Origin of the sequence: Gulosibacter sediminis (assembly GCF_023370115.1) — a bacterium.
In the GTDB taxonomy this organism is placed as follows: Bacteria; Actinomycetota; Actinomycetes; order Actinomycetales; family Microbacteriaceae; genus Gulosibacter; species Gulosibacter sediminis_A.
This window is the reverse complement of the sequence record NZ_CP097160.1, coordinates 2,394,734-2,418,287: the sequence shown is the minus strand read 5'-3', so window position 1 is coordinate 2,418,287 and position 23,554 is coordinate 2,394,734. Positions and strand designations below refer to the sequence as shown.

At 68.3% G+C, this 23,554-nt stretch carries 20 protein-coding genes and 3 tRNA genes; 12 read left to right on the top strand and 11 right to left on the bottom strand.

Annotation, left to right across the window (positions count from 1 at the left end):
* Nucleotides 1–14: 14 nt before the first annotated feature.
* Nucleotides 15–503: a YajQ family cyclic di-GMP-binding protein gene (locus tag M3M28_RS11135; RefSeq protein ID WP_249386525.1), complete on the bottom strand. Its 489-nt coding sequence runs from the start codon at nucleotides 501–503 to the stop codon at nucleotides 15–17.
* Between the two features lie 160 nt (nucleotides 504–663).
* Between M3M28_RS11135 and M3M28_RS11130 the strand changes: the two genes are divergently transcribed.
* Both M3M28_RS11130 and M3M28_RS11125 read left to right on the top strand, forming a co-directional pair.
* On the top strand, nucleotides 664–2,805 hold the full coding sequence (locus M3M28_RS11130; RefSeq protein WP_249386524.1) for a DUF4261 domain-containing protein: 2,142 nt from the start codon (nucleotides 664–666) through the stop codon (nucleotides 2,803–2,805).
* 572 nt (nucleotides 2,806–3,377) lie between these two features.
* Nucleotides 3,378–4,976 carry an HNH endonuclease gene (locus M3M28_RS11125; protein ID WP_249386523.1) on the top strand — a complete coding sequence of 533 codons (1,599 nt, stop codon included), beginning with the start codon at nucleotides 3,378–3,380 and terminating at the stop codon, nucleotides 4,974–4,976.
* 308 nt (nucleotides 4,977–5,284) lie between these two features.
* Here the strand turns inward: M3M28_RS11125 and M3M28_RS11120 are convergent.
* Nucleotides 5,285–5,366 (bottom strand) — tRNA-Tyr (locus M3M28_RS11120).
* Nucleotides 5,367–5,452: 86 nt separating this feature from the next.
* On the opposite strand from M3M28_RS11120, the gene M3M28_RS11115 reads away from it, so the two are divergent.
* The 6 genes from M3M28_RS11115 (at nucleotide 5,453) to M3M28_RS11090 (ending at nucleotide 9,106) form a co-directional block, all read left to right on the top strand.
* Nucleotides 5,453–6,298: an inositol monophosphatase family protein gene (locus M3M28_RS11115; protein WP_249386522.1), complete on the top strand. Its 846-nt coding sequence runs from the start codon at nucleotides 5,453–5,455 to the stop codon at nucleotides 6,296–6,298.
* A gap of 281 nt (nucleotides 6,299–6,579) precedes the next feature.
* A complete protein-coding gene (locus tag M3M28_RS11110) occupies nucleotides 6,580–7,854 on the top strand; it encodes a M23 family metallopeptidase (RefSeq protein WP_249386521.1) in 1,275 nt (424 codons plus the stop codon).
* Between the two features lie 131 nt (nucleotides 7,855–7,985).
* Nucleotides 7,986–8,060, top strand: a tRNA-Thr gene (locus M3M28_RS11105).
* Between the two features lie 29 nt (nucleotides 8,061–8,089).
* Nucleotides 8,090–8,163 (top strand) — tRNA-Met (locus M3M28_RS11100).
* A gap of 84 nt (nucleotides 8,164–8,247) precedes the next feature.
* Nucleotides 8,248–8,748, top strand: a complete 501-nt coding sequence (locus M3M28_RS11095) for a carboxymuconolactone decarboxylase family protein (RefSeq protein WP_249386520.1) — start codon at nucleotides 8,248–8,250, stop codon at nucleotides 8,746–8,748.
* 10 nt (nucleotides 8,749–8,758) lie between these two features.
* The gene (locus M3M28_RS11090) at nucleotides 8,759–9,106 is read left to right on the top strand and encodes a GNAT family N-acetyltransferase (RefSeq protein WP_249386519.1); all 348 of its coding nucleotides are present in this window, start codon (nucleotides 8,759–8,761) and stop codon (nucleotides 9,104–9,106) included.
* 219 nt (nucleotides 9,107–9,325) lie between these two features.
* Here the strand turns inward: M3M28_RS11090 and M3M28_RS11085 are convergent, their stop codons facing one another.
* The gene (locus tag M3M28_RS11085) at nucleotides 9,326–9,787 is read right to left on the bottom strand and encodes a MarR family winged helix-turn-helix transcriptional regulator (RefSeq protein WP_249386518.1); all 462 of its coding nucleotides are present in this window, start codon (nucleotides 9,785–9,787) and stop codon (nucleotides 9,326–9,328) included.
* A gap of 110 nt (nucleotides 9,788–9,897) precedes the next feature.
* Between M3M28_RS11085 and M3M28_RS11080 the strand changes: the two genes are divergently transcribed.
* Nucleotides 9,898–10,566: a maleylpyruvate isomerase family mycothiol-dependent enzyme gene (locus tag M3M28_RS11080; protein WP_249386517.1), complete on the top strand. Its 669-nt coding sequence runs from the start codon at nucleotides 9,898–9,900 to the stop codon at nucleotides 10,564–10,566.
* Here M3M28_RS11080 and M3M28_RS11075 read toward each other — a convergent pair.
* From M3M28_RS11075 to M3M28_RS11055, 5 genes are all read right to left on the bottom strand, one after another.
* The gene (locus tag M3M28_RS11075) at nucleotides 10,563–11,429 is read right to left on the bottom strand and encodes a CHAD domain-containing protein (RefSeq protein WP_249386516.1); all 867 of its coding nucleotides are present in this window, start codon (nucleotides 11,427–11,429) and stop codon (nucleotides 10,563–10,565) included. The two genes, M3M28_RS11080 and M3M28_RS11075, sit on opposite strands and share 4 nt — an antisense overlap.
* A 172-nt stretch (nucleotides 11,430–11,601) precedes the next feature.
* A complete protein-coding gene (locus M3M28_RS11070; RefSeq protein WP_249386515.1) occupies nucleotides 11,602–13,071 on the bottom strand; it encodes a hypothetical protein in 1,470 nt (489 codons plus the stop codon).
* A 442-nt stretch (nucleotides 13,072–13,513) separates the two neighbouring features.
* Nucleotides 13,514–14,293 (bottom strand): PIG-L deacetylase family protein, encoded by a 780-nt coding sequence (locus tag M3M28_RS11065; protein WP_249386514.1) that lies wholly within the window; start codon nucleotides 14,291–14,293, stop codon nucleotides 13,514–13,516.
* Complete coding sequence (locus M3M28_RS11060; RefSeq protein WP_249386513.1) at nucleotides 14,286–14,429, bottom strand: hypothetical protein; 144 nt, start codon at nucleotides 14,427–14,429, stop codon at nucleotides 14,286–14,288. The genes M3M28_RS11065 and M3M28_RS11060 overlap by 8 nt, the downstream gene beginning before the upstream one ends.
* Complete coding sequence (locus tag M3M28_RS11055; protein WP_249386512.1) at nucleotides 14,422–15,663, bottom strand: glycosyltransferase; 1,242 nt, start codon at nucleotides 15,661–15,663, stop codon at nucleotides 14,422–14,424. Before M3M28_RS11055 ends, M3M28_RS11060 begins: the two co-directional genes overlap by 8 nt.
* Nucleotides 15,664–15,756: 93 nt before the next feature.
* Between M3M28_RS11055 and M3M28_RS11050 the strand changes: the two genes are divergently transcribed.
* The 3 genes from M3M28_RS11050 to M3M28_RS11040 all read left to right on the top strand — a co-directional run bounded on the left by M3M28_RS11050 (nucleotide 15,757) and on the right by M3M28_RS11040 (nucleotide 18,682).
* A complete protein-coding gene (locus M3M28_RS11050) occupies nucleotides 15,757–16,062 on the top strand; it encodes a hypothetical protein (protein ID WP_249386511.1) in 306 nt (101 codons plus the stop codon).
* Between the two features lie 268 nt (nucleotides 16,063–16,330).
* On the top strand, nucleotides 16,331–16,810 hold the full coding sequence (locus M3M28_RS11045) for an FBP domain-containing protein (protein WP_249386510.1): 480 nt from the start codon (nucleotides 16,331–16,333) through the stop codon (nucleotides 16,808–16,810).
* A 276-nt stretch (nucleotides 16,811–17,086) separates the two neighbouring features.
* The gene (locus M3M28_RS11040; protein WP_249386509.1) at nucleotides 17,087–18,682 is read left to right on the top strand and encodes an AMP-binding protein; all 1,596 of its coding nucleotides are present in this window, start codon (nucleotides 17,087–17,089) and stop codon (nucleotides 18,680–18,682) included.
* A 16-nt stretch (nucleotides 18,683–18,698) separates the two neighbouring features.
* Here M3M28_RS11040 and M3M28_RS11035 read toward each other — a convergent pair whose 3' ends face one another.
* The 3 genes from M3M28_RS11035 to M3M28_RS11025 all read right to left on the bottom strand — a co-directional run bounded on the left by M3M28_RS11035 (nucleotide 18,699) and on the right by M3M28_RS11025 (nucleotide 23,504).
* Nucleotides 18,699–20,135 (bottom strand): protein adenylyltransferase SelO, encoded by a 1,437-nt coding sequence (locus M3M28_RS11035; protein ID WP_249386508.1) that lies wholly within the window; start codon nucleotides 20,133–20,135, stop codon nucleotides 18,699–18,701.
* A 70-nt stretch (nucleotides 20,136–20,205) separates the two neighbouring features.
* Nucleotides 20,206–22,731, bottom strand: coding sequence for a glycoside hydrolase family 65 protein (locus M3M28_RS11030; RefSeq protein WP_249386507.1), 2,526 nt, complete (start codon nucleotides 22,729–22,731; stop codon nucleotides 20,206–20,208).
* The gene (locus M3M28_RS11025; protein WP_349305329.1) at nucleotides 22,728–23,504 is read right to left on the bottom strand and encodes an HAD family hydrolase; all 777 of its coding nucleotides are present in this window, start codon (nucleotides 23,502–23,504) and stop codon (nucleotides 22,728–22,730) included. Before M3M28_RS11025 ends, M3M28_RS11030 begins: the two co-directional genes overlap by 4 nt.
* Between the last annotated feature and the right edge of the window lie 50 nt (nucleotides 23,505–23,554).

The following is a 23,554-nucleotide window of genomic DNA, read 5'->3' as shown; positions in this document are numbered from 1 at the left end:
TGGGTCTCCGCTGCTTAGCGGAGGTTGACGAACTGCAGGTCGAGCTCGACGTCGGCGCCGCGCAGCAGCTGCATCGTTGCCTGCAGGTCGTCACGGCTCTTCGAGCTCACGCGCAGCTCGTCGCCCTGAATCTGCGCCTTCACCGACTTCGGGGCCTCGTCGCGGATCAGCTTCGAGAGCTTCTTCGCGTTGGGCTGATCGATGCCCTCCTTGAGGGTCGCCTCGAGACGGTACTCCTTGCCCGACGGATACGCCTCGCCAGTGTCGAGTGATTTCAGCGAGATGCCACGCTTGATGAGCTTCGACTGCAGCACGTCGAGCACCGCGAGCACGCGGTCTTCGCTCGCGGCCTTCATCATGAACTTCGTATCGGTGAGCTCGACCGAGGCACCCGCGTCGCGGAAGTCGTACCGCTGCGCGATTTCTTTGCTTGCCTGGTTCACCGCGTTCGCGGCCTCCATGTGATCGACCTTGCTCACGACATCAAACGAGGAATCAGCCATGCTGCCATCGTACGTTGCCGCACGCATGCCGCAGCCGCGTTTGCGGCCGAGCCGAGCATCCGTCGCTGTGTGTACGGGCGGTCAGGCTGCCGACGCTCGCATGTTCAGGGTCGGTTTTCTACGGTGGAGGCACCTGTCCCCACGAAAGCGAGGCCCCGGCGTGTCGGTAGCCAGTTTCCTTACGCTCGCGCAGCGGCCCTCGGATCTCAGCGCCGAGCCCATCGTCGAGCGGCTCTGCGCCGACTGGGGCATTGAGCGCGAGGCGGTGCAGATCGTCCCGCCCGAGAACCGGCAGGGCTTCGAGACGATGTTTGTCATCGGCAGCTATGTCGTCGCGATCGCGGTGCGCGAGGCGCCCGCGGGTGGCGGGCTCTTTGACAACTCGGTGCCGACCGGGCGGTTCTGGCCCGCGGGGGCGTCGCGTCCCGAGCCGAGCCACTTCGTCACGGTGTCGCTGCACGACCTCGCGCCGAACGCCGAGCAGCCCGAGCACGAGCGCCTCGCGACCGAGATGTTCGTGCTTGGCGGCGTGACCTGCGAGCTCGTGCACCTCGTGCCGGGTGTGCTCAGCGTCGGATTCAACAAGGGCAACGACCTCATCGACCCGCGCTGCTTTGACGACTTTCACCACGACACCGAGCAGCGGTTGTTTGCGTATGCCGTGCGCGTGGTGGTGCGGGCTGTGGACGGCGGACTCACCGGCCATACCCGCGGCATGGTGCTCTACGGGCTGCCCGAGCTCGAGCTCACGTGGTCGCCGCTTTCTGAGGACGAGACCGCGGGCACGATCTTCGGTATCGCGAGCTACCTGCAGGCGAGGGGGCCGGTGCTGACGCCCGGCGAGACACTCGCGGCGTCAGACGGCAAGTCGCGTGCGTTGCTCGTGGTTGATTCGACGCCGATTCCCGATGGCGAGGGCGAGGTACTGCGCGTCGCGTTTGTTGGGGCGGCTGGTGCTGGGGCGGGTGCTGGTGCTGGTGCTGGCACTGGGGTGGATGCTCTGGGACGCGACGGTGCGGCCGGTGACAGCTCGTCTGCTGGTGCTGGGGTGGATGCCGCGGGTCGCGAGGCTGCGGCGGTTGGCGATTGGTCTGCTGCGGCTGGCGCGGAGGCAAGGTCGGGCGCGGGCAACGATCAGGCTGCGGCTTCGAATCCTGCGCTGAACGACGCACCTTCGCAGGCGCCAGTCGAGGGTGAAGTGGATGGTGCACCTCCGGAAAGTGGCAGCGGCCCTGAGCCTGACTTGGAAGACGTGGTGAACCAAGGCGACCAGGAGCAGGGCAGGGATTCGAGCGGGCCGTTCGCGAACATCCCGGTGGCTGACGTGACGGGCGCGAGCACGGTGGGCGGCGATGAAGCGGGCACTGGTGTCGCGGGTGCTGAGCAGGCGAGCGCGGGGGTTGCGGCTGCTGACAAGTCAGGCGCGAGCAGTGCGGGCGCTGACGAACCTGGCGCGAGCGAACCCGAGGCGGCGACCGGCGGCGAGCAGAGCGATGGCCGAGCTGACCCGCGCTCGGGCGTGCAGACGGCGATGCTGCTGCGGCGACCCGACGGCGGCGAGCTATCGAGCGATGCCCTGGTCGGGCAGCTCGAGCGCGACTGGCCCGAGCTTGAGGGCACGGTGAGCGATGTCGAGCAGCAGCCAGATGGCACGATCACACTGCGGGTCGGTGACCGAGTGGTGGTGATCCGGCTTGAGTCGGGCACGATGTCGGAGCCCCTCGATGAGCTCGTGGCCGCAAGCCGTCTTTGGAGCCCCGACGATGCGGTGCCCACCGACGCGACGCAGCTTTCGCTCGTCGCTGTGGCGCGCCCCGTGGGTGACGACGGTGTGGCCCCCGCCAATGCAATTGAGGATGCGTCGTTGCTTACTCGCGTGGTGGCGTCGGTGATCAGCATCGATCGCGCGACGCGTGCCATCTACTTGCGCGGAGCGGGTCACGTCGTCTCGCCCCGCCTGTATCGCGACTTCGCGAAGTCGATGCTGCCCGAGCCCGCGACCCTGCTGTGGGTGTCGGTCAATGTGGGTGGCGAGGGAGATGGTGCTCACGGCTTTACCCGCGGGCTCGGGGATCTTGGCCTGCGCGACCTCGAGATCGCCCCGGGGTCCGGCCTCGTCGCTGCGGGCGTGCGCGACGTGCTCGCGAACACGGCCGTGTATCTCACGGTCGAAGGACCAGTTATTCGGGACGGCGACACCATCGGCAGCAGCGAGCGTGCCCAGCTGGTGGCGAGCTTCCAGCCCTCGACCTTCGGGTTTGACGATGAGGTGATCACGCTGACGGCGGTGCCGCTGCCGTAGTTGCTCCGGCGTGACGAGCCAGCCCTCGACTTGCAGAGACTGCAGCTTGTCGGGGGTTGGTTCTTTGACTGGTTGACGTGCGAGGGGCGGACTCGCGGTTCGGAGCAGCGACGTTGGACGGCATGGCGGGCGGGAGCTGTCGGCGTCGGGTCGCGCGCGGGTTCGATCGGGTGTTCGTTGGAGTACGTGGCCGGGGAAGCTGTCGGCGTCGGGCGAGGCCTGGCGCCGCGCAGCTGCAGGAGGTTCGGGATGGGCAGGCACGGGCAATTTCGGCGGCTCAGGAATCATGCGCGGGGCGCCGTCCGTCGGGGAACGGCCGGAGTTTCGGGGTTGCGCTCGTAGCGGCATCGGACGCTGGGTGGTCGATGAGGTACCGCCAGGTTGTGTCGGTGGCTCGGGTGACGATGAAGCTGCGTTGGGGAACCGGCGCCGACTGCTCGCTGCGGTAGGTGCCAGAATCTGGAAATCTGGGTGCCAGCTTCGAACATAACTACTAAAAATATTGACTTTGGCTTGGAAAACCGTAGTATATAAATACGCACTGTTGCAGTCACCGATGGGAGGTGATTCCGATGTCCGTCACGACGTTCTCTGACTATTTGCGCGCGGATCGTTCCCACGCGGGGCGCTTGCGTGCGAGGTTTACCGAGTTGCTGGGGTCGTGGGAATCCCTCACCCACGGGCGGGGGTCGTCGGAGGATCTCGCGTTCTCGCTGAATGGGGCGGATGATGCGGACGTGCTCGACTTTCTCCAGCAGCTTGGGGCGATGCAACGCCAGTTGGGTGCGGCGGTCGCGGTCGTCGCGAACGAGGTCGCGGTGCGCTCTGACGTGACGCGGGGCGAGGATGCGTTAGCGCGACGCCATGGCTGCCGCGATGCCGGCGACCTTATTGCCGAGGTGCTCCGGTCTGAAAAGCGTGACGCTGACGCGTACGTGCGCATCGGCAAAGAAGTCGTAGGGGAAGACCACTGGACCGGTGACCGGTGCGTCCCGCGGGCACCGCATGTCGCGGTCGCGCTGCAGGAAGGCGAACTCGGTATCGCGCACGCGAACGAGATCGTGAAACTCCGCCACCGCATGGCACCCCGCGTGCTCGACGACGACCTCGCCGAGGGCGAACGCGAGATCGTCGAGGTCGCGAAGACCGGGATGCGCCTGCCCGACTTCCGCAAAGTCGAAGCCCGCCTCGAAGCGCAACTCGACCCCGACGGGCTCGCGCCCTCGTTCCGCAAGCAACGCCGCGAACGCAGCGTCAAGATCTACACCGATATCGACACGGGCATGCTCAACGTGAAGGCGAAGCTTGACCCGGAGTCCGGCATGTATGTCGCGAAGTTCTTCGAGGCGTATTGCACGAACGCGCTGCGCACGTCGCGTGGCCAGAACGTGAAGGGTGATCCGGAGGTCCCGACGGATGGTGAGGTCGCGGGGTCGACGGTCATGTTCCGCCCGACCGATGACGGGGTTGAGCCGGTCGCGGTTGACCAGGACACGCGGTCGATCGCGCAGATGCAGGCCGACGCCCTCGTTGAGGCGTGCAAGCATTTGCTCGGGTGTGCCCAGGATGAGGTCCCGGGCGTGACGACGACCGTGCTGATTCGGATGCACGCGGACGGCCTCCACGAGCACTTGTCCGGCAAGTGCGAGGCGGCGGAGTCCGAGAGCGGCGCAATGTTGGATGCGGCGACCCTGCGTCGTCGTGCCGCGGCCGCGAATATCATCCCCGTCGTGCTCGGGGGTGACAGTGAGGTGCTGGATTTGGGTCGGGAGCACCGCCACTTCTCTCGGGCGCAGCGCCTCGCGCTGGTCGAGCGTGATGGTGGCTGCGCGTACTGTGGCCTGCCACCTGGGATGACGGAGGCGCACCATATTGATTGGTGGAAAGCGCATGACGGCACGACGGATCTTGATAACGGGGTGTTGTTGTGTACCTCGTGTCACCATCGCGTGCATGAGGGGTGGGGTGTCCGGATTGCGCATGAGCCGGGGTCGCCGGCGCGAGTCGCGCGCGAGAAATCGCGGGGTGGTGGCACGGTGTGGTTCATCCCGCCGGAGCATCTGGATTGGACGCAGGAGCCACGCCTTGGCGGGCGTAAACGGTTCGATATCGGGTACCGGCTCGAGCATCCACCGACCCCACTGCCCGAGGTGCGCGGGCGCGAGTGGTAGTAGCGGGGGAGGGCCTCTGTCTTCGACTATGCGCGCCCGCAGATCGTGACATTGATCGATCGCGTGCCCGGCGATCGTGATGTTGACCGATCGCAGAAGGCGCCGCCGTCGTCGAGCGCCGATGTTGGTGCACTCTTCCTGCGACCAACTGTCGTCGCAAGTGTTGCGGGGAGAGAGCGAGCACTGATTGCTGGCCCGTCTGCCGGCGTGAATCGAGGGCGCAGTCGAAGCAAGGCGCAATGAAACAGCCCCCAGCCTGCTGAATCTTCAGCTTGCTGGGGGCTGCGTTCCGCGTCATAGTGCGGATGTGGCTAGTGAGGGATTCGAACCCCCGAAGGCTGAGCCGTCTGATTTACAGTCAGATCCCTTTGGCCGCTCGGGCAACTAGCCGGGTTGTGCGCGGTTAAGCGTACCGGACGAGTTTACACAAAATCGCGACACCCGTGCACGTTGATTCCGACTGCTACCGTCGCGGCGTGACGAATTCGAGCATCCACGACCAACTGCCCGAGCTGCTGCGCATCGCATCCGAGCTGGGAGCCGAAGCTGGCGAGCTGATCGCGACTCGTCGACGCGAAGGGATCTCCGTCGCCGCCACCAAGAGCAGCAGCGTGGATGTCGTGACCGAGGCAGACCGGGAGTGCGAGGCATTCCTCCGCGCTCGCCTTGCCGAGCTTCGCCCTGACGACGGCTTCTTCGGTGAGGAGAGCGACGCGACGGCGACGCGATCCGGCATCACGTGGGTTGTCGACCCCATCGACGGCACCGTCAACTATCTCTATGGCCTCCCTAGCTACGCGGTGTCGATCGCGGCAGTCACGGGTGACCCTTCTATTCAGCCCACCGAGTTCGAGATCCTCGTCGGCGCCGTCGTGAGCCCCGAGCTCGGCGCGACCTACACCGCGGTTGCCGGCGGAGGAGCCTGGCGCAACGGTGAACCGCTGCAGCTCGGCGCAGGCCCGGAGGATCTCGCCCGCACCCTCGTCGCGACCGGCTTCTCCTACACGGCCGCGCGCCGCGAGCTCCAGGCGCAGGCCCTGCTCAACGTCATTGGCAAGGTTCGCGACCTCCGCCGCATTGGCGCCGCATCGCTCGACCTCTGCGCCGTCGCCACCGGTCAGATCGACGCCTACTACGAGTTCGGCCTCAGTCAATGGGACTGGGCGGCCGGTGCGTTGATCGCAAAGGAAGCGGGTGCGAGCGTGTCGGGCCTCGACTTGGAGCAGCGTGAGGGACGCAGTAGTCTTGTGGCTGGCCATCCGCGCATCGCGGCGCAGCTGGTCGATCTGTTATCTGAGGTCACGCCCCAAGATCTGCTCTGATCAGGGACTTTTACCAAATCGTGATTTAGCCTTGTCCTATTCGTAACTTTATCGTTATGATTGGCGAGTCCAAATTCTTCGGTGAAGATCCCCCTATCTGGAGCAACTACGTAATGACGGATGGTCTCGACTCGACGCAGCCTGTGGTGGCGTTGACGCGACGGGAACTGCGCGAGCGCGAGCGAGCGGCAGAACGTGCGGCAATGTTGGCGCGGCAAGCGGCGAACTCGACGGCAACCGAGGTAACGGCTCCCGAGGTTGTGGCTGAGGCTGCACCTCAGGTGGAAGCGCCCGTTCTTACGCGCCGCGAGCTCCGCGAGGCAGAGCGCGCCGCTGAGCGTGAGCAGCAGCTCCGCAACGCATCGGCGAAGGCCGCGCAGGCCGCCGCTCGGGTCAACCCCGAACTCTTCGCCGCTCCCCAGGCTCCCGCCGAGCCCAAGGTTGCCGAACCTGAGAACTCCGAGACGGTCACGAACTTCAAGACCGAAATCGTTGAGACGCTCAACCCAGCAACCGGCCCCATCTCGATCGCTCCGATCATCTCGCTTGAAGAGGTCCGCGCGGCCCGCAACGAGGTCGACGAGAACTCGGTTCCCGAGGCTCCGGCAGGCGAGCCTGAGATCCCCGCGGCTTTCCTCCGCGCATCCGCTGACGAGTCGACCGGTACGGTCCTGCCGTTCCGCGGTCGCGGCAGCGGCGCTGGCAAGTTCGGCGGCTCAATGGTCGCCCTGAGCTTCCTCGCGGGCACCGTGATGCTCGGCGCTGGCTCGGCCGCCGCGATTGGCGCGCTCAGCTCGAGCGACGCCGAGGTTGCGCAGGCTGACGCGGCGCAGGAAGCCGCCGTCGAAGAGAACGCGCAGTCGCTCTCGGTCTCGGGTGAGGCAGTCGAGCACGAATCGACCCGGACTGAGGACGCCACCGCGGTGACGTCGATCGGCACCGCCGCCGCCGCGAACCTCGCTGCGGGCGTCAAGCTGCCCGACTCGACCACCTACGAGAACGACATCACCGCCAACGTGCAGTGGCCGTTCCCGATGGGTGTGCAGCTCACCGACGGCTACGGCCCGCGGAACGGCCCTGCGGGCACGTCGGCCTTCCACGGTGGTCAGGACTTCACTCCCGGTGAGGGCACCCCGATCGGTTCGATTGCCGATGGTGTCGTGAAGAAGGTTGACCTCGACGGTGCCTCGTCGCTCGGTAACTACATCGAGGTCGAGCACGTCATCGAGGGCCAGCACGTCACCTCGCTCTACGCTCACCTCGACCCGAGCACTATCAAGGTCGAAGAGGGCGACACCGTGCAGGTCGGCGACGAGCTCGCTGGCGTCGGCAACACCGGCATTTCGACCGGGCCGCACCTCCACCTCGAGATTCACGTGAACGGCGAGTACGTCGACCCGATCACGTTCCTCCAGAAGGTGAACGTCGCCGGCGTTGAGACCTCGATGCCCACCGAACTTACGGCGACGGTCGGCCTCGGCGCCGACACGAAGCTCGAATCGGCCGACAGCACCGCGCTGATCGAAGAATTCTTCGTGAGCAAGATCAGCAACTAGATTTTCGGATGCACGGCTCGCCTCGGTGGGTCACGCATCCGGTCATAACCGAATAGCCACCGGAGTTGCACATCGCAGGATGTGCTTGCTAAGCTCCTCTGGTGCCCAAGCGAGAAATCGTCTGAGGTTCCGCCCCGATAGCTCAGTGGTAGAGCACTTCCATGGTAAGGAAGGGGTCGCCAGTTCAATCCTGGCTCGGGGCTCCATCAGTTGCTCGACCGGCAGCTGAGCCCGTGGCAGGGTAGCTCAGTTGGTGAGAGCGCACGACTCATAATCGTGAGGTCGCGGGTTCAAGCCCCGCTCCTGCTACTTCGCAGAACAGCCCCCGCAGTCGCGGGGGCTGTTCTCTTTTCGTTGAGTCTGTCGGCATGCGGCGCCGGTACGCTCAGCCTCGTGACGACTTCCGATTCTCTTCCCGATCTGTCGCGGGAACACCGCGCGGTGTATCGCGGCGCCGTTCGCATGGCGCAAGCTGCCGGCGACGCCGCCGAGACCGCGGGCATCCCGCGCGCCCTCGTGGAGCTCATCAACGTGCGCGTCTCGCAGATCAACGGATGCGCGCGCTGCCTCTCCGTGCACGTGCCGGCCGCGCGCAAAGCCGGCGTCGACGACGCGAAGCTGCACCTCGCATCCGCCTGGCGGGAGGCGGGCGTGTTCAGTGACCTTGAGCGAGCGGCTCTCGAGATCGCCGAGCTCACGACCGAGCTGCCGATCGACCCGGCCCGCGCCGCGTTCGCCGCCGGGCGTCAGGGGCAGCTCAGCGACGATCAGATTGCCGCCATCGAGTGGATCGCGATTTCGATCGGCGCCTTCAACCGCATCTCGATCATGTCGGGCCACCACGCGTTGGCTGACAAGTTTGTCGCCGGCACTGACGCTGGCGAAGGAAGCTAGGAGTGACAACATGAGTCAAGTGCTCGTTGACGGCAAGCGGCCCGCGGTGCGCGACGACGCGGAGAGCAACCGCTACGTCGTCGAAGTTGCAGGGGAGCGGCTCGGTCTCATTGACTACAAGATGCGCGGCGAGAACATTGCCCTCGTGCACACTGAGGTCGACCCCGACCGCTCGGTGCCCGGCCTCGCGAAGCTCCTCGTGGCCGAGACGCTCGCGGATGTGCGCTCCCGTGGTCTCGGGGTGTTGCCGTACTGCCCCTATGTGCGGCGCACCATCGACCGCAATCGCGAGCAGTACCTCGACCTCGTGCCCGAGGACCGCCGCGCCGAGTTCGACCTCGGCGACGCCGCACACTAGCTGGCGGGCCTTCGGCGACAACCCGCGGGCGCGTGAGTCCCTCACGTGACGCGGCCATCCTGCCGTTGCCAGGCGGCGCCAACCAGTGACCAACCTCGGGATGCTCCTCGAGCTAAGCAGCGAACGGATCGGTGATCGCGCGCAACCGCATGAGGCTCGCCCGCGACTTGGCCATCGCATCCTTGCCGAATCAAGGAGTCGGCTTCGGGGTTCCGTGAGCTAACCAACGAACGGGTCGGTGATCTCTCGCAACCGCGTGAGGCTCGCCCGCAGCTCGGCCATCGCATCCTTGCCGAGGTGCGCCGACCATTCGGCCTCGAGTCGCTCCTCCTCGCGCCGTGCGATCGGGGCGAGGCGTTCCTGTGCCATTTCGGTGAGGCGCACGACGCGCGCGCGACCGTCGCGGGGGTCGGGTATCCGCTCGACGTAGCCGCTCGCCTCGAGCCGATCGACGAGCGCGGTCGCCGTCTGCTTCGTCACCTGCGCCTGTTCGGCGAGCTCGGAGATGCGCGTGCCCTCGGGCGCCATTCGCGCGAGCAGCCGGCTCTGCGCGAGCGTGATGTCGAAGCCCGCCGCCTGCACGGCACCGACGATGCGGTTCTCGGCCGCGCGGTAGGCAATGAACATGAGCACCGACACGGGTAGCTCGCGCTCGGCATTGTCGTTGCGAGGATTTGACATCAGCACCATTGTTCTAGTTCGAAAAGCGAAGTAATCTAGTTCGAAGATCGTACCAAACCGCCACACGCTTGGCACGGTCCTGGCGGCTCAACGACGAGAAAGGCAGCGCCATGGCCACCCCACTTCTCAACCTCGACGAGGTCTGGGCTGCGATCGATGCCCAGCGCCTCCGCACTGCGGCCATGCTCGACGACCTCACCGAAGACGAGTGGGAGCAGCCCTCGCTCTGCGCGGGCTGGCGCGTGCGCGACGTCACCGCGCATCTCACACTGCAGCAACTCAGTCTCGGCGACGTGCTCGGCTCGATCGTGCGAAGCCCCGGCAACCTCAACCACGTCATCCATGCGTCGGCCGTGCGCGCGGGGCGGCAGCCGACCGCAACGTTCGCGCCGCAGATTCGCAACACGATCGGCTCGCGGCGCCACAACTTCGGCGTGACGCCGCTCGAGACGCTCATCGACGCGCTCGTGCACCCGCAAGACATCGCCATTCCGCTCGGCCGCGAGATGCGCATGGATGCGCGGGCGGCGGCGACCGCCGCGGCCCGCGTCTGGTCGTACGGCGGTAAGGGCTCGGCGAAAGTATTTCGGGCCCTGTCGGTGCAGCGGATGCGCCTGGTCGCGAACGACATCGACTGGTCGGTCGCCCCCGACTCCGGCGAGACCGTGCGTGAGATCCGTGGGCCAATCGCGGCGCTGCTCTTGCTCCTCACGGGACGCACCACCGGCCTCGACCAGCTCGAAGGCTCCGGTGTCGAACAGCTCCGGGAGCGTGCCTAACTGATTGCCTTCGCCCCACGCCGCAGCTGTTTCAGCGCCGGCTTCAGCCCCTTGGCGTGATCGCTCGCGCGAGACTCGGCCGCCTCGGTCAGCTGCTCGTACGGCGCCACGGCTTCGCCCGCCGCGTCCGCCGCCGCTCGTGCCAGGCGCAGCCGCGCGACAAGCAACAGCGCGTCGCGCTGCTCGCCGAGCGCGTCGTGCACGCCCTTGCCAGCCGCGACCAAGTGGGAGACCTCGAAAAGCCCCGGGGCCTGCGTACCGATGGCCTCGGCGATGTACCGCAGCCGGCGACCCGCCTTGCGCAGCTCGTGCTGGGTCTCGAGCCTGCCGTCGTACGCTCGCTTGGCCCGCCGCACGCGCTTGATCTCGTGCTGTAGGACGCGGCGAAGATCTTTGCGTGCCTTGCCGCCCCGCGCGTGCGGCTCGGCCGCAAACCGCTCGAGCCGCCGCGCCCGCTTCGTTGCCGCGGTAAACGACGCCTGCTGCTCCAGGCGCGCGTGCTCGACCACGTATTGCTCGCGCTCGCGCCCGACGAGTCGGCGCCACGCATCCGCGTCGTCGACGTCGGCGTCGGTGAGCGCCGCATCCGCCTGCTCGGCGCGCACCTCGAGGTCGCGCACGACGCCGAGGGAGTGGCCCCACTCGCGATACTCGTCGCGCAGGCGGCGCGCGGCCGGAGCATCCACGTACCGGCTGACGCCCGCGAGCACAGCCCGCAGCCGCCGAACGCGCGTGCGGTGCTCATGCACGGCGTCGGGTTCGTCGCGCAGGGCAGCCGGCAGGGTGTCGCGCACGTCAGCGGCCGCCGCGCGCACCATGCGCGTGACGACCTCGGATGTGCGGAGCGACCTCGCCTTCGCCATGCGCCAACGCTAGCCCTCGCGCCTGATGGCCCACTCACTGCAGGATGCGGGTTTCTGGTGACCGGCTGGCGGATGTGCGGAAGCAGCACCGCCAAACGCCGGCCTGACCTCATGTCCCTACGGTCAATCCACATGGCCGTTGGCACACCGCTCCACCGCCGCGCCTTCGCTACTAATACGTCACGAGTTGGGGCTGCGGCTCAACCTCGAGCGTCTGCGCGGGAGTGAACGTCGGGGTGTCTTCGTCGATGAAGTTCTTCCAACCGAGCGCCATGCCGTCGGGCAGGTCGGCGGTCAGGGCGTTCCAGGTCTCCATCTTGAGCCCGGGCGTTCCGTGCCCGTCGATATGCACGACGAGCTGCAGGGTGTCGTGACCGGTGTCGATGGCGTCGCGATCGCCGAGCATGTCGCCACGGAACTCGTGCAACACCACCACCTTCTGCGGCAGCTGGTGCTCGGCGGTGAAGTCGGCGAGCCAGTCGAGCGTCTCGTTGATCTCCTCATCGCTCACGGTGCCAATCTGCTCGAGATGCTTCTGCCCGGGCTTGAGGCGCCACTCGGGGTCGAGCGCGAGGCCGACGTGCGGCTCGGCGAGCAGCGACTCATACTGCTGCGCCTGCTCGGGGAACGACGACAGCCCCGGCTGCAGGTCGAGCACGACGTAGATACCCTCCTCGGCCGCGCGGTCGATCCACGGGCGCAGCGCCTCGGGGTCGCTCTCGGCCGAGTAGTCGCCGTCGTCGCCGGCGCTGCCGCTCGCGAGCGTCACGATGATCTCGAAGGTTGGCACGACCTGCTTATCGGTGAGCGCCTGGTATTCGGCGGCACGCTCCTTCACGTCCTGCACCGCCCAGTCAAGGTCGTGCTCGCCGAGCACCCCGAGCACGGGCTCGCCGGGATATCCGTAGTCGGCGACGAGGATGCGGTCGCGCAGTGGGAGCATCCCGCCGCCCGGCAGCTCGGCCGAGTTCGCGGCCGCCCCGACCCGCTGCGCGAAGTCGTCGCTCGCCCCGAAGTCGTCGCCGAACCCGAGCACGTTCGCCCCCGGATGCTCGCGGACGATCGCGACCGACTCGCTTGTCGCGCGCGGGTCGCCTCCCGGCAGCGCCTCGATCGTGCCCCGGACTGCGGCAAGCGTCGCTGCGGGCGCGGCCGCGGCGTCGGGCACGGCGCCGTCCTCGGTGAACAGCACGGCGGGCGCAGGGTCCTGGGTCCGGTTGAGCTTGGGCACCTCGGTCGACGCGGGGTCGGCGGACGCGTCGACCGAGACCTCTGTGACGCCGCTCAACTCGACCTCGTCGCCGTTCGCGGTGACGACCGTCGTGGCGCCGAGACGATCGAGCTCACCGCCGAGGTCGGGGCCAGCCACGAGCAGCGGCGCACCCGCCGCGATCGCATCATCGGCGAGCTCACCCGCGTGCTCGGCCGTCGCGACGAACGCAAGCTCGCTCGTCTCAAAGAGCGCCGCGCTCGCGGCAATCGAGGCCGCGCTCGGATCATCGACGTCAAGCGACACCGCCGCAACCGCCTCGGCGCGCGGGCGTGCCTCGAGCCCGCCGCCGGCGCATCCGGTCACCGCCGCGAGCGGCACCGCGAGCCCGAGCACGGCGAGCAGGATGCGGATGACGGGGCGGCGGAGCATGTGACCTCGACGGTTGGCGGGGCGGGCACTCGGCCCGCGAGTACGCCGCGAGTGTAGCCGCCGAGCCTCACCGCGCCCGCAAAGCTGGCTGGTGAGGTGTTCTTCGCCGTGACGTTGTGAACGGTGTGGCGGCGAGTTAGTTATCTGAACGGCTCAACGGGGCAACGAAGACCCGGCACACGTCGCGGTGGGGTCGCGAAGTTCGGTGCCAGTGGGGTGCCAATTTCTGTCGCGGCAGTTGCCCAACTGCGCCCTGATGACTCTCGCGTGAGCAGTGGCGCGCTCAGCGACGCGGTGCGAGTGGCAGTGGCGCTGTCAGCGACAACTGGCGCGATGCTGGCAGCGCCAGTTGTCGCTGACAGCGCCACTGAGTGCGACGAAGGTCCGACGGGGCGGCGCGGGCTGGCCCAGGATCGGAAAGACGCTCGCCAGCCCCGGACGTTCACAACGTGTCAGGGGACCACAACCAGTTGACGATGCGCAGGCCGATGTCGGTCTCGACATCCTGGCGCTGGCCGCCCGAGTGCGTGAGCTGGCGTCCGTCGGCGTCGACTGTGAGCTGCGTGCGGTGACTGCGCAGCGCCGCGAGCACGGCAGCCCGCTGGTGCTCCAGCACGAACCACTCGGTGCCGGGCAGGTTCGGGTCATCGACGAGCTCGGCATAGCGAATGCCGGATGCTCGGGCGACGGCGAGCGCGGCCTCGCGGGCGCGCAGATGGTCGGGATGCCCGTATCCGCCCGTATCGTCGTAGCTCACGACAAGCTCGGGGCGCTCGAGTTCGACAACAGCCGCGAGGTCGGCGACCACGTCGGCGAGCGGCGCCGCGGTGAGCGACCGGGCGTCGCTCGAGTCGGTCGGCCCCGCGACGCCGGGCCGCACCCACCGCATGCCCGAATCGCGGTAAACCCGCGCTCCCGTGCCCGCGGACCTGGCGGGCGGAGTGCCAAGCCAGTAGTGCGCCGCGATGCCGAGCGCCCCCACCGATCCGCGTACTTCGCGCTCGCGCACCACTGCGAGCTCGGCCTCGCTCGTGCCATCAGGCAGAACGCCAGCAACGATCTCGCCGGCCTCGCCGCGCGAGCAGGTCACGAGCGCCACCCGAACCCCGCGCTCGTGCAGCTCGCGCAGCAGGGCGCCGCCGGCGAGCACCTCGTCGTCGGGATGCGCGTGCACCACGAGCACGCGGTGAACCCCCGCGAGCAGGCTGTCGCGCTTAGGCATGGATTGCTCCGTTCTCAACTTCGGCACGCACCGTGAACTGGTCGCGCTCCGAGACCGCGAATCGGTCGCGCTCCGACCCATCGAACTGGCTCACGAGCTGGATGCAATCATCAAGCCAGCCGTCGCGCTCAGCCACGCGCCGCCCCATTCACGAGCTCGCGATAGACCTCGAGCAACTGCCCAGCCGATGCATCCCAGCTCATGGCCCGCGCGTGGGCGAGCGCGGTCGTGGCCAGCCGCTCGTACAACCCCGCATCGCCGAGCACGCGCGCAATCGCGGCGGCCCAGTCGGCGGGCTCACGAGTGTCGACGAGCAGTCCCGTCTCGTTATGCCGCACCGACTCGGCCAGCCCGCCGGATCGATACGCGATCGCCGGCAGCCCGCACGCCGCCGCCTCGAGCACGACGAGCCCGAAGGTCTCGGAGTGCGAGGGCATCAACAACAGGTCAGATTCGCGCATCTCGCCCGCGAACCCTGCGCGCGAGAGCGGCCCGGTGAACCGCACCCGCTCGTCGAGCCCATGTCGGGCAACGGCGTCGTGCAGCGACCGCTCGTAGTCGAGCGAGTCGGGCGGCGGCGCTCCCACCACCACGAGGTCGGGCCGCGACGCCTCGGGCAACTTGGCGACCGCGTCGATCGCGAGGTCGATGCTCTTGAGCGGATGCAGCCGCCCGCCAACAATGAGGCGCGGCCGGTCGCGACCCGCACCTGGGGCCGCAACGACAGCATCCGCGGGATAAAACACCGTCTGGTCGACGCCGGGTGGCACGACGAAGATCCGCTCGGGCGCCGCGCCCAGCCGCTCGATCGCGGTCTCGCGCTCCGCGTCGCTGATGACGACCAGCGCATCCGACTCCCGAGCGAGCCGGGCCTCGCCCTCGAGCCGCCCGGGCGACTCCGCCCGCTCGCCCGCCGACAGCGGCAGCGACGCGTCGGCCGCGATCGAGTGGAAGCTCTGCACGAGCGGCACCCCGAGCTCGCGCGCGACCGGCAGCGCCGCGATGCCCGAGAACCAGTGCTCGCCGTGGATGACGTCGACCGGCACGTCGCGCAGCAGCGCCGCGAGGGCGTCGCGGAACTCGTCGATAAGCGCCTCGTGCTCGCCCTTCTCAATGGTGCGCGCAGGGCCCGCGGTCAGCGAGTGCAGCCGCAGGTTCGGTGCGAGCTCGACCACGGCGGGCTCATCGGGCCGCTGCCGGCGCGTGACCAGCTCGACCCGGTGCCCGGCGCGCGCAAGCACCTCGGCCTGCGCGCGCACGACGACGTTCATGCCGCCCGCATCCTTCGTGCCGGGTTCGTCGACGGGGGAGGTGTGCAGCACGACAAACGCGATGCCGAGGGGCGCGACCGAAGCTGCGTCAGAAGTCATGCTGCGACGCTACCGCGGCAAGCCCAGCGTCGCACTCGCTGCCGACGCGACGGGTCACAGGTGCCGGCCAGGCGCATCCGCGAGGGTGGGCGCATGATCATCACGGCACAGGACGACGGTTTCTCGCTCAACGAGCCCGACAACTTCTCGAGCTTCCACGTCGACGCGGGCGGGCGCACGAGCGCCGAACTCACCGAACTTGCGACGGCGCATGTCTCGGTGATCCCCATCGTCGACGCCGACCACCTCTGGGTGTCGGCCGACTTCTTGCGGCGGGAGGGCGACAGCGACGAGCGCACCGGCCAACTCGAGCGCCTCGTCGAGTTCGCGCGCGAAAAGGGTTGGTTTGATGAGGATGCGCAGGCGATCCGGGCCCACGTCGAGAACCTCGGCGAGTAGTCGCGCGCCGGGCAAACGCAGCATTTCCCTCGCGACGACGCGGGTGTAATGTGCTCGGGTGATGTTTTCGATGACTCAGCACGAGAGTGCGGTTGGAGGTCGTGGCGGCGCTGCCGCCACGGGTAGGTGACCTCGCCGCTCAAACCGGTTCTGCGCATCCGCGGTGCCGGTCACTCGTGCTGCGCAATCTGCGTGGCGTGCCGGCCGTGTGGCCGGAAATGATCATCAACGCTGGCGCTGTCATGGCGCCATTCGAAAGGCCATCATCATGCTTCCGATCACGGAAAAATTCATTCGCACCAACTTCATGAACGCTTCGAAGAAGGAGCGCACGGAGCTCTCGCTGCCCGAGCACTTCGACGAGGTCGACTGGGACTCGCTCGACTACTTCGGCTGGCGCGACCCGCGCATCGCCCGCCGCGCCTACGCCTTCGTGCCGATCGGTGGCGACGAGGTGCGCGGTATTCTGTTTCAGCAACAGCCACCGCTCTCGAAGCCGCAGCTGTGCGGTTGGTGCCACGACGTGCGTTTGCCGAACGACGTCGTGTTCTCGAACGCGAAGCGCTCGGGCTCGTCGGGCCGCAACGGCAACACCGTCGCGGTCTACGTGTGCAAGAACTTCGAGTGCTCGTTCAACGTGCGTAACGACCCGCCGAGCCCGTACGACGGCTTCGATATGGATGCGGCACGCACCTCGCGCATCGAAGGCTTGCGCGAGCGCGCGGCGAAGTTTGCCGCCGAGCTCTAGCTGGTCTCAGCGCGGATAGGGACGGCGGGGGGTGAAGTGCCGCCCCGCTGCCCGCTGCCCGCTGCTGCGCGTGGCCGGTGGCGCGATCATCGAAGACTGGCACGATGCTGACGGCGCCAGTTGCCGCTGAACCCGCCGCGGCGTGCGGGCTCCCTGCGTTTCCGAGGGTGCACACCAGGTGTCGTCACTATGCTCTGGAGCAACCTGCACGTGGTGACCTCGCAACGACGCGAGCCGCCCCGATTAGCGGCGACGCTGCCGCGGTGAGGAGTCCTCATGATCTTTACGAGCCCCTACGAAGACGTCGAGATCCCTGCCGAAACGCTCTACGAGGCGATCTTCGTCAACCTGAATGAGGCGGATGCGCGCCGCGTCGCGATCGTCGATGGCCCGACCGGCAACACGACGACCTACGGCGAGTTGAAGGCGCAGGTCGATGCGATCGCCGGCGGGCTCGCCGAGCGTGGCATCGCGCCCGGCGACGTCGTCGCGCTGCACGCCCCGAACATCCCGGCCTTCGTCGCGGTGTTCCACGCCATCCTCCGGGCCGGCGCAACCGTGACGACGGTGACGGCGCTCTCGACGGCCGAGGACATCGAGCACCAGCTGCGCGACGCGGGGGCGCGGATGCTCTTCACCATTTCGGCGCTCGGCAGCCAGTCGCTGCCGGGGGCGGCCGCGGCCGGGCTGACGAACGAGCAGGTTGTCGTGCTCGACGGAGCGGAGGGCTACCCGAACCTCGGCGAGCTGCTCGCGTCGGCGACGACCGCCCCGAAGCGCACCTTCGACCCCGAGTATCACCTCGCGGTGCTGCCGTTTTCGTCGGGCACGACTGGCGCGCCCAAGGGCGTCATGCTCACGCATCGCAACCTCGTCGCGAACCTCGTGCAGGCCGACGCCGCCATCGCGCTCGAGCCCGACGACCGCGTGCTCGCGGTGCTGCCGTTCACCCACATCTACGGCCTCACGGTGCTGCTCAACCTCGCGCTGCGCAAGCGGTCGCGGCTCATCACGCTGCCGAAGTTCGAGCTGCCCGAGTTCCTCCGCGCGATTCAGGATGAGAAGGCGACCGCGGTGTTCATCGCGCCGCCGATCGCGGTCGCGCTCGCGAAGCATCCGCTCGTCGCCCAGTACGACCTCTCATCGATCGACTTCGTGCTCTCGGGCGCCGCCGCGCTCGACGAGCAGCTCGCGAACTCGGTCGCGCTGCGGCTCGGCGCGCGCATCCTGCAGGGCTACGGCATGACCGAGACGAGCCCGGTCACCCATGTCATTCCGCGCGACCGCGACGATCTCTCGCGCGGCTCGATCGGCGTGCCCGTGCCGAACACCGAGGTGCGCGTCGTCGACATCGAGACCGGCGACGACATCGAGGTGCCCGAAGACGGCCTGAGCGAGCCCGGCGAGATGCTCATCCGCGGCCCGCAGGTCATGGTCGGCTACATGAACAACCACGGCGCGACGTCGGCGACGATCGGCTCCGACGGCTTCCTCCACACCGGCGACATCGTGCGCGTCGACGCGCACGGGCAGACGTTCGTCGTCGACCGGCTCAAGGAGCTCATCAAGTACAAGGGCTATCAGGTGCCGCCGGCCGAGCTCGAGGCGCTGCTGCTGACGAACCCGCTCATCGCTGATGCGGCCGTCGTCGCCTACCCCGACCCCGAGGTTGGCGAGCTGCCGAAGGCCTTCGTCGTGCGTCAGGGGGATGCCGAGCTCACCGAGCAGGATGTGCTCGACTTCGTCGCGGTGCACGCGGCACCCCACAAGAAGGTGCGCCTCGTCGAGTTCATCGATGCGATCCCGAAGTCGAGCTCCGGCAAGATCCTGCGCCGCGAGCTGCGAGCGAGGGATGCGGCCGCGGTCGCGTAGCGAGTGGGTCGCGTAACTACGTGCCGCAGTAGGTGACGTACGGCCCGAACGAGGCGGGCGCCGCGGTGGCGAAGCGCTCGCCATCGGTGCGCTCGCTGAAGGGCTCGGTGACGACCTCGAGCAGCTCGCCGAAGGGCGCGAGGTCGCCGCGGCCGGCCGCGGCGAGCGCCTCCTCGACGAGGTGGTTGCGCGGAATGTAGGCCGGGTTGCTGCGCGCGATCAGCTCGGCGTCGGGCGCGAGCCCGCGCCAGCGGTGCAGCCAGGGGCGCACATCCGCGGCATCAGCGAACAGCCGCTCGACCGCGGCATCGTCGCCCGCCGCCGCGCTCACGAGGGCGCGGAAGAACTCGGTGTAGTCGATGTGCTCCGCCTGCAGTAGCCGCAGCGTGGCGCTCGCGAGCGCATCCACCTGCGGGTCGGGTGTGTCGGGCGAGAGGCCGAGCTTGTCGCGCATACCGGCGAGCCAGACGCGCTGGTATTGCGGCGCGAACTGCTGCAGCTCGGCGGTCACGAGCGCGACGGCCTCCTCGCCCTCGCCGACGAGCGGCAGCAGGGCCTCGCCGAGCCGCGCGAGGTCCCACTCGGCGATCGCCGGCTGGTTCGCGAAGGCGTAACGCCCGTGCTCGTCGATCGAGCTGAACCAGAGCGCCGGGTCGTAGGCGTCGAGGAACGCGCACGGCCCATAGTCGATCGTCTCGCCCGAGATCGTCACGTTGTCGGTGTTCATCACGCCGTGAATGAAGCCGAGGCGCATCCAATCGGCGATGAGCCGGGCCTGGCGCGCGATCACCTCGCGGTAGAGGGCGAGCGCTGGCACCTCGGCGTCGGCCGCGGCGGGGGAGTGGCGCTCGATCGCGAGATCGACGAGGCGGCGCAGCACCTCGGGCTCGTCGAGCGAGCGCGCGTACTGAACGCTCCCGACGCGGAGGTGGCTGCTCGCGACCCGCACGAGCAGCGCGCCGCGCTCGGGGAAATCGCGCTGCACGATGTGGCCCGTCGCGACGACGGCGAGTGCCCGCGTCGTCGGCACGCCGAGCGCGTGCATCGCCTCGCTCATGAGGAACTCGCGCAGCATCGGCCCGAGCACGGCCTGCCCGTCGCCCTTGCGGGCGAACGGGGTCTTGCCCGAACCCTTGAGGTGCACATCCCGTCGCTGCCCGTCGCGATCGACGAGCTCGCCGAGCAAGAGCGCGCGGCCATCGCCGAGGCGCGGCGCGTACCAGCCGAACTGATGTCCCGAGTAGATCTGTGCGACGGGCTGCCCACCCTCGGGCACGGACTGCCCCGTCAGCCAGGCGAGGCCCTCGGGCCCGCGCAGCCACGCAACGTCGAGCCCGAGCTCCTCGGCGAGCGTTTCGTTGAGCACGAGCAGCTCGGCGTTCGGCATCTCTTGCGCCTGCCAGGCCTGCGCGAGCTCGGGCAGGACATCGGCGAATTCATGCTGCAACTGCATGCCCACCAGTTAACGACGGTCGGCTGGGCACCGCCACAGCTGGCCGTCAGCAAGTCGCGGCGTTACGCGCTCACTCCCAGCTCGTGGTCTGGTACTTGCCCGAGGGCTCGGGCACGGAGGCGGTGAGCAGCGTGCCGTCCGAGCGGTGCCAGCCTGCGAGGGTGTGCATGCCGAGCTCGCGGTCGACGCGCGGGCCCTGACCACGCAGTGGCACCGTGACCGGAGCACCTGCCCGCACCAGCACCTCCTCGCCGCGCACCCACACGACTGCCGAGGTGCCCGACTCGAGCGTGAACGTCATCGCCTCGGGACGCAGCTCGACGCGCACCTGCGCCTCCTTGAGCTGCAGCTTGAAGTCGATGCCCTCCCAGCCGTCCGGCAGGCGCGGGTCGAACTGCACCTCGCCACCGTGGTCGCGCATCCCGGCGAAGCCGCAGACCGCGCCGAGCCAGACACCGCCGGACGACGCGACGTGGACGCCGACATCGGTGTTGCCATGCAGATCACCGAGGTCGATGAAGGCGGTGTGGCGGAAGTATTTCTCAGCGAGCTGCAGGTGCCCGACCTCGGCCGCGATGATCGACTGCACCGCCGCCGAGAGGCTCGAGTCGGCGGTGGTGAGCACGTCGTAGTACTCGAAGTCGTTGAGCTTCTCCTCGGCGGTGAAACGGTCGCCGCGCAAGAACAGCGCGAGCACGACATCGGCCTGCTTGATCACCTGGAAGCGGTAGATGACGAGCGGGTGGAAGTGCAGCAGCAGCGGCCGCTGCGACTCGGGCGTGTTCTCGAGGTCCCACATCTCCTTGTCGAGGAACGAGGCATCCTGCGGGTGCACCCCGACCTGCTCGTCGTGCGGGATGAACATATTGCGCGCCGCGCGCCGCCACTTGTCGGGCTCGTCGGCCGAGATCGAAAGGCGGTCGATCGTCTGCTCGTACTCGAGTGGATGCGTGACGCGCAGCAGCTCGAGCGACTGGGCCGCCGTGCGGAGATTCTCCTGCGCCATGACGTTGGTGAACAGGTTGTCGTTGACGACGGTCGTGTACTCGTCGGGCCCGGTGACGCCGTGGACGTGGAAAGTGTCGGAGGCGTTCGTGCGCCAAAACCCCAGGTCGTACCACATGCGGGCCGTCTCGACGAAGACGTCGACGGCGCCGCCGAGCAGGAACTCCGTGTCGCCCGTCGCCGCGAGGTACTGCGACATCGCGTGCGAGATGTCGGCGTCGATGTGGTACTGCGCAGTGCCCGCGGCATAGTAGGCGCTCGACTCCTGGCCGTTGATCGTGCGCCAGGGGAACAGGGCGCCACGCTCGTTCAGTTCGACTGCGCGCTCGCGGGCGTGGTCGAGCATCCGCACCCGGTAGCGCAACGCGTTGCGTGCCATCGTGGGCTGCGTGTACGTGAGAAACGGCAGCACGAAGATCTCGGTGTCCCAGAAGTAGTGGCCGCCGTAGCCCGAGCCGCTCACGCCCTTGGCGGGCACGCCGAGGCCGTCGGCGCGCGCCGCGGCCTGGGCGACCTGGAAGAGGTCCCACCGAATCGCCTGCTGCAGCTCGGGTTGGCCGTGCAGCACGACGTCAGACTTCGACCAGAAGTCGTCGAGCCATGCGCGCTGCTCCGCGCGCAGCGCATCCACCCCGAGCTCGAGCGCGCGACCGAGCGTGCGACCGCAGCGGTCGGCGAGCTCGCGGGCCGGTGCGACGCCGGCCGTGTGGTAGCTGATGAACTTTGTGAGCCGAATGACGTCGCCGCTCTTCGCATTGATGCGAAACACGCGCTTGGCGTGGTCGGGCTGGAGGTCGGTGGCCGTGTGCACCTTGCGTTCGCCCTCGCAGGTGACCTCGAGGCGGTGGTCGACCGCGCACGCGAGCGACATTTTCGACATGCGCGTGCGGTACCCGAGGATGAGCCGGTCACCCTGGTCGCGCTGCAGCATTGGCTCGAGCACGCGCTCGTTGAGCTGTTCGGCGTTGCGCGGGTCGAATGCCGCCGGTTCGCTGTTCGGCTTGGCCGCGACGTCGCGGTACTCGTCGACGCCGTCTTGGCGGTTGAGTAGCTGGCTCGAGATGACAATCGACGCGTCGCTGTCGAGCAGCTCGACCTCGTACTCGATGAGGCCGAGGTGCCGCTCGACGAACGACACCATGCGGCTCGAGCGGATGCGCACCCGCTTACCGCCCGGCGTGCGCCAGATGAGATCGCGCGAGAGCACGCCGTCGCGCAGGTCGAGCCGGCGCTCGTAGGCGAGCAGCTCGGCGGTCGAGAGGATGAGCGGCTCGTCGTCGACATAGAGGCGAATCACCTTCGCGTCGGGCGCGTTGATGATCGTCTGCCCGACCTTTGCGAAGCCGAAGGCCTCCTCGGCGTGCCGGATCGGCCACGTCTCGTGGAAGCCGTTGATGTAGGTGCCGTGTTCGCCCCCCTCGCGGCCCTCGTCGATGTTGCCGCGCATGCCGAAGTAGCCGTTGCCGACCGCGAACAGCGTCTCGGTGTGACCGAGCCGCGCCGCGTCGAAGCGCGTCTCGGTGAGGGCCCAGTCGTCGAGCGGATAGCGGGCGCGGTCGAGCGGGCTGCGCTCGTGGTCGGTGCTCGTCATGCGTCGCTGCCTTTCGTGGTGGCCCCGAGTCCGGGGATGAGTTCGGCGAGGTCGTCGACGACGAGCGTCGCGCCGTTCGCCGTGAGGGCGTCGTGGCCGGCGCCGCGGTCGACGCCGATCACCTCTCCGAAGTTGCCGGCGCGGCCCGCGGCGACGCCCGAGGTGGCGTCCTCAACCACGGCGCACTCGGCCGCCTCGAGGCCGAACTCGCGGGCGGCCTGCAGGTAGGTGTCGGGCGCGGGCTTGCCGGGCAGGCCAAGCTCGGCCGCGTGCACGCCGTCGATGATCACGTCGAAGCGCTCGCCGAGCCCGGCGGCCGCGAGCACGCGCTTGCCGTTGCGCGAGCTCGTGACGACGGCGGCTGGGATGCTCCGGCTCGCGATCTCGCGCAGGAAGTCGAGCGAGCCCGGGTAAGCGGCGATGCCGTCCTCCTCGAGCAGCCGCGCGAAGTGCGCGTTCTTGCGGTTGCCGAGCCCGCCCACCGTCTCGAGCTCGGGCGCATCCTCGGGCGTGCCCTCGCGCAGCGAGATGTCGCGGGAGGCGAGAATGTCGCGCACCGCGTCGAAGCGCGGCTTGCCGTCGAGGTAGGTGAAGTAGTCGGCGTCTTCGTACGGGGCGACGCCGTGCTGCGCGAACACCTCGGTGAACAGCGCTCCCCACGCGTGCCGGTGCAACTCGGCGGTCGGCGTGATGACGCCGTCGAGGTCGAGCAGGAACGCTCGGATGTGCTGAAGGGATGGGGTGATGCTCGCGGCCGCGGTCATGTCGACCATTGTGCGCCCCTCGCGGCTGTGAATCGATCAATGCCGGCGAATGTTGAACA

Excerpts from the sequence above, each read along its gene's own strand:
- M3M28_RS11135 (WP_249386525.1), bottom strand. The coding sequence starts at position 503 with ATGGCTGATTCCTCGTTTGATGTCGTGAGCAAGGTCGATCACATGGAG.
- M3M28_RS11125 (WP_249386523.1), top strand. The coding sequence starts at position 3,378 with ATGTCCGTCACGACGTTCTCTGACTATTTGCGCGCGGATCGTTCCCAC.
- M3M28_RS11090 (WP_249386519.1), top strand. The coding sequence starts at position 8,759 with ATGAGTCAAGTGCTCGTTGACGGCAAGCGGCCCGCGGTGCGCGACGAC.
- M3M28_RS11085 (WP_249386518.1), bottom strand. The coding sequence starts at position 9,787 with ATGTCAAATCCTCGCAACGACAATGCCGAGCGCGAGCTACCCGTGTCG.
- M3M28_RS11080 (WP_249386517.1), top strand. The coding sequence starts at position 9,898 with ATGGCCACCCCACTTCTCAACCTCGACGAGGTCTGGGCTGCGATCGAT.
- M3M28_RS11075 (WP_249386516.1), bottom strand. The coding sequence starts at position 11,429 with ATGGCGAAGGCGAGGTCGCTCCGCACATCCGAGGTCGTCACGCGCATG.
- M3M28_RS11070 (WP_249386515.1), bottom strand. The coding sequence starts at position 13,071 with ATGCTCCGCCGCCCCGTCATCCGCATCCTGCTCGCCGTGCTCGGGCTC.
- M3M28_RS11065 (WP_249386514.1), bottom strand. The coding sequence starts at position 14,293 with ATGCCTAAGCGCGACAGCCTGCTCGCGGGGGTTCACCGCGTGCTCGTG.
- M3M28_RS11055 (WP_249386512.1), bottom strand. The coding sequence starts at position 15,663 with ATGACTTCTGACGCAGCTTCGGTCGCGCCCCTCGGCATCGCGTTTGTC.
- M3M28_RS11050 (WP_249386511.1), top strand. The coding sequence starts at position 15,757 with ATGATCATCACGGCACAGGACGACGGTTTCTCGCTCAACGAGCCCGAC.
- M3M28_RS11045 (WP_249386510.1), top strand. The coding sequence starts at position 16,331 with ATGCTTCCGATCACGGAAAAATTCATTCGCACCAACTTCATGAACGCT.
- M3M28_RS11040 (WP_249386509.1), top strand. The coding sequence starts at position 17,087 with ATGATCTTTACGAGCCCCTACGAAGACGTCGAGATCCCTGCCGAAACG.
- M3M28_RS11035 (WP_249386508.1), bottom strand. The coding sequence starts at position 20,135 with ATGCAGTTGCAGCATGAATTCGCCGATGTCCTGCCCGAGCTCGCGCAG.
- M3M28_RS11030 (WP_249386507.1), bottom strand. The coding sequence starts at position 22,731 with ATGACGAGCACCGACCACGAGCGCAGCCCGCTCGACCGCGCCCGCTAT.
- M3M28_RS11025 (WP_349305329.1), bottom strand. The coding sequence starts at position 23,504 with ATGGTCGACATGACCGCGGCCGCGAGCATCACCCCATCCCTTCAGCAC.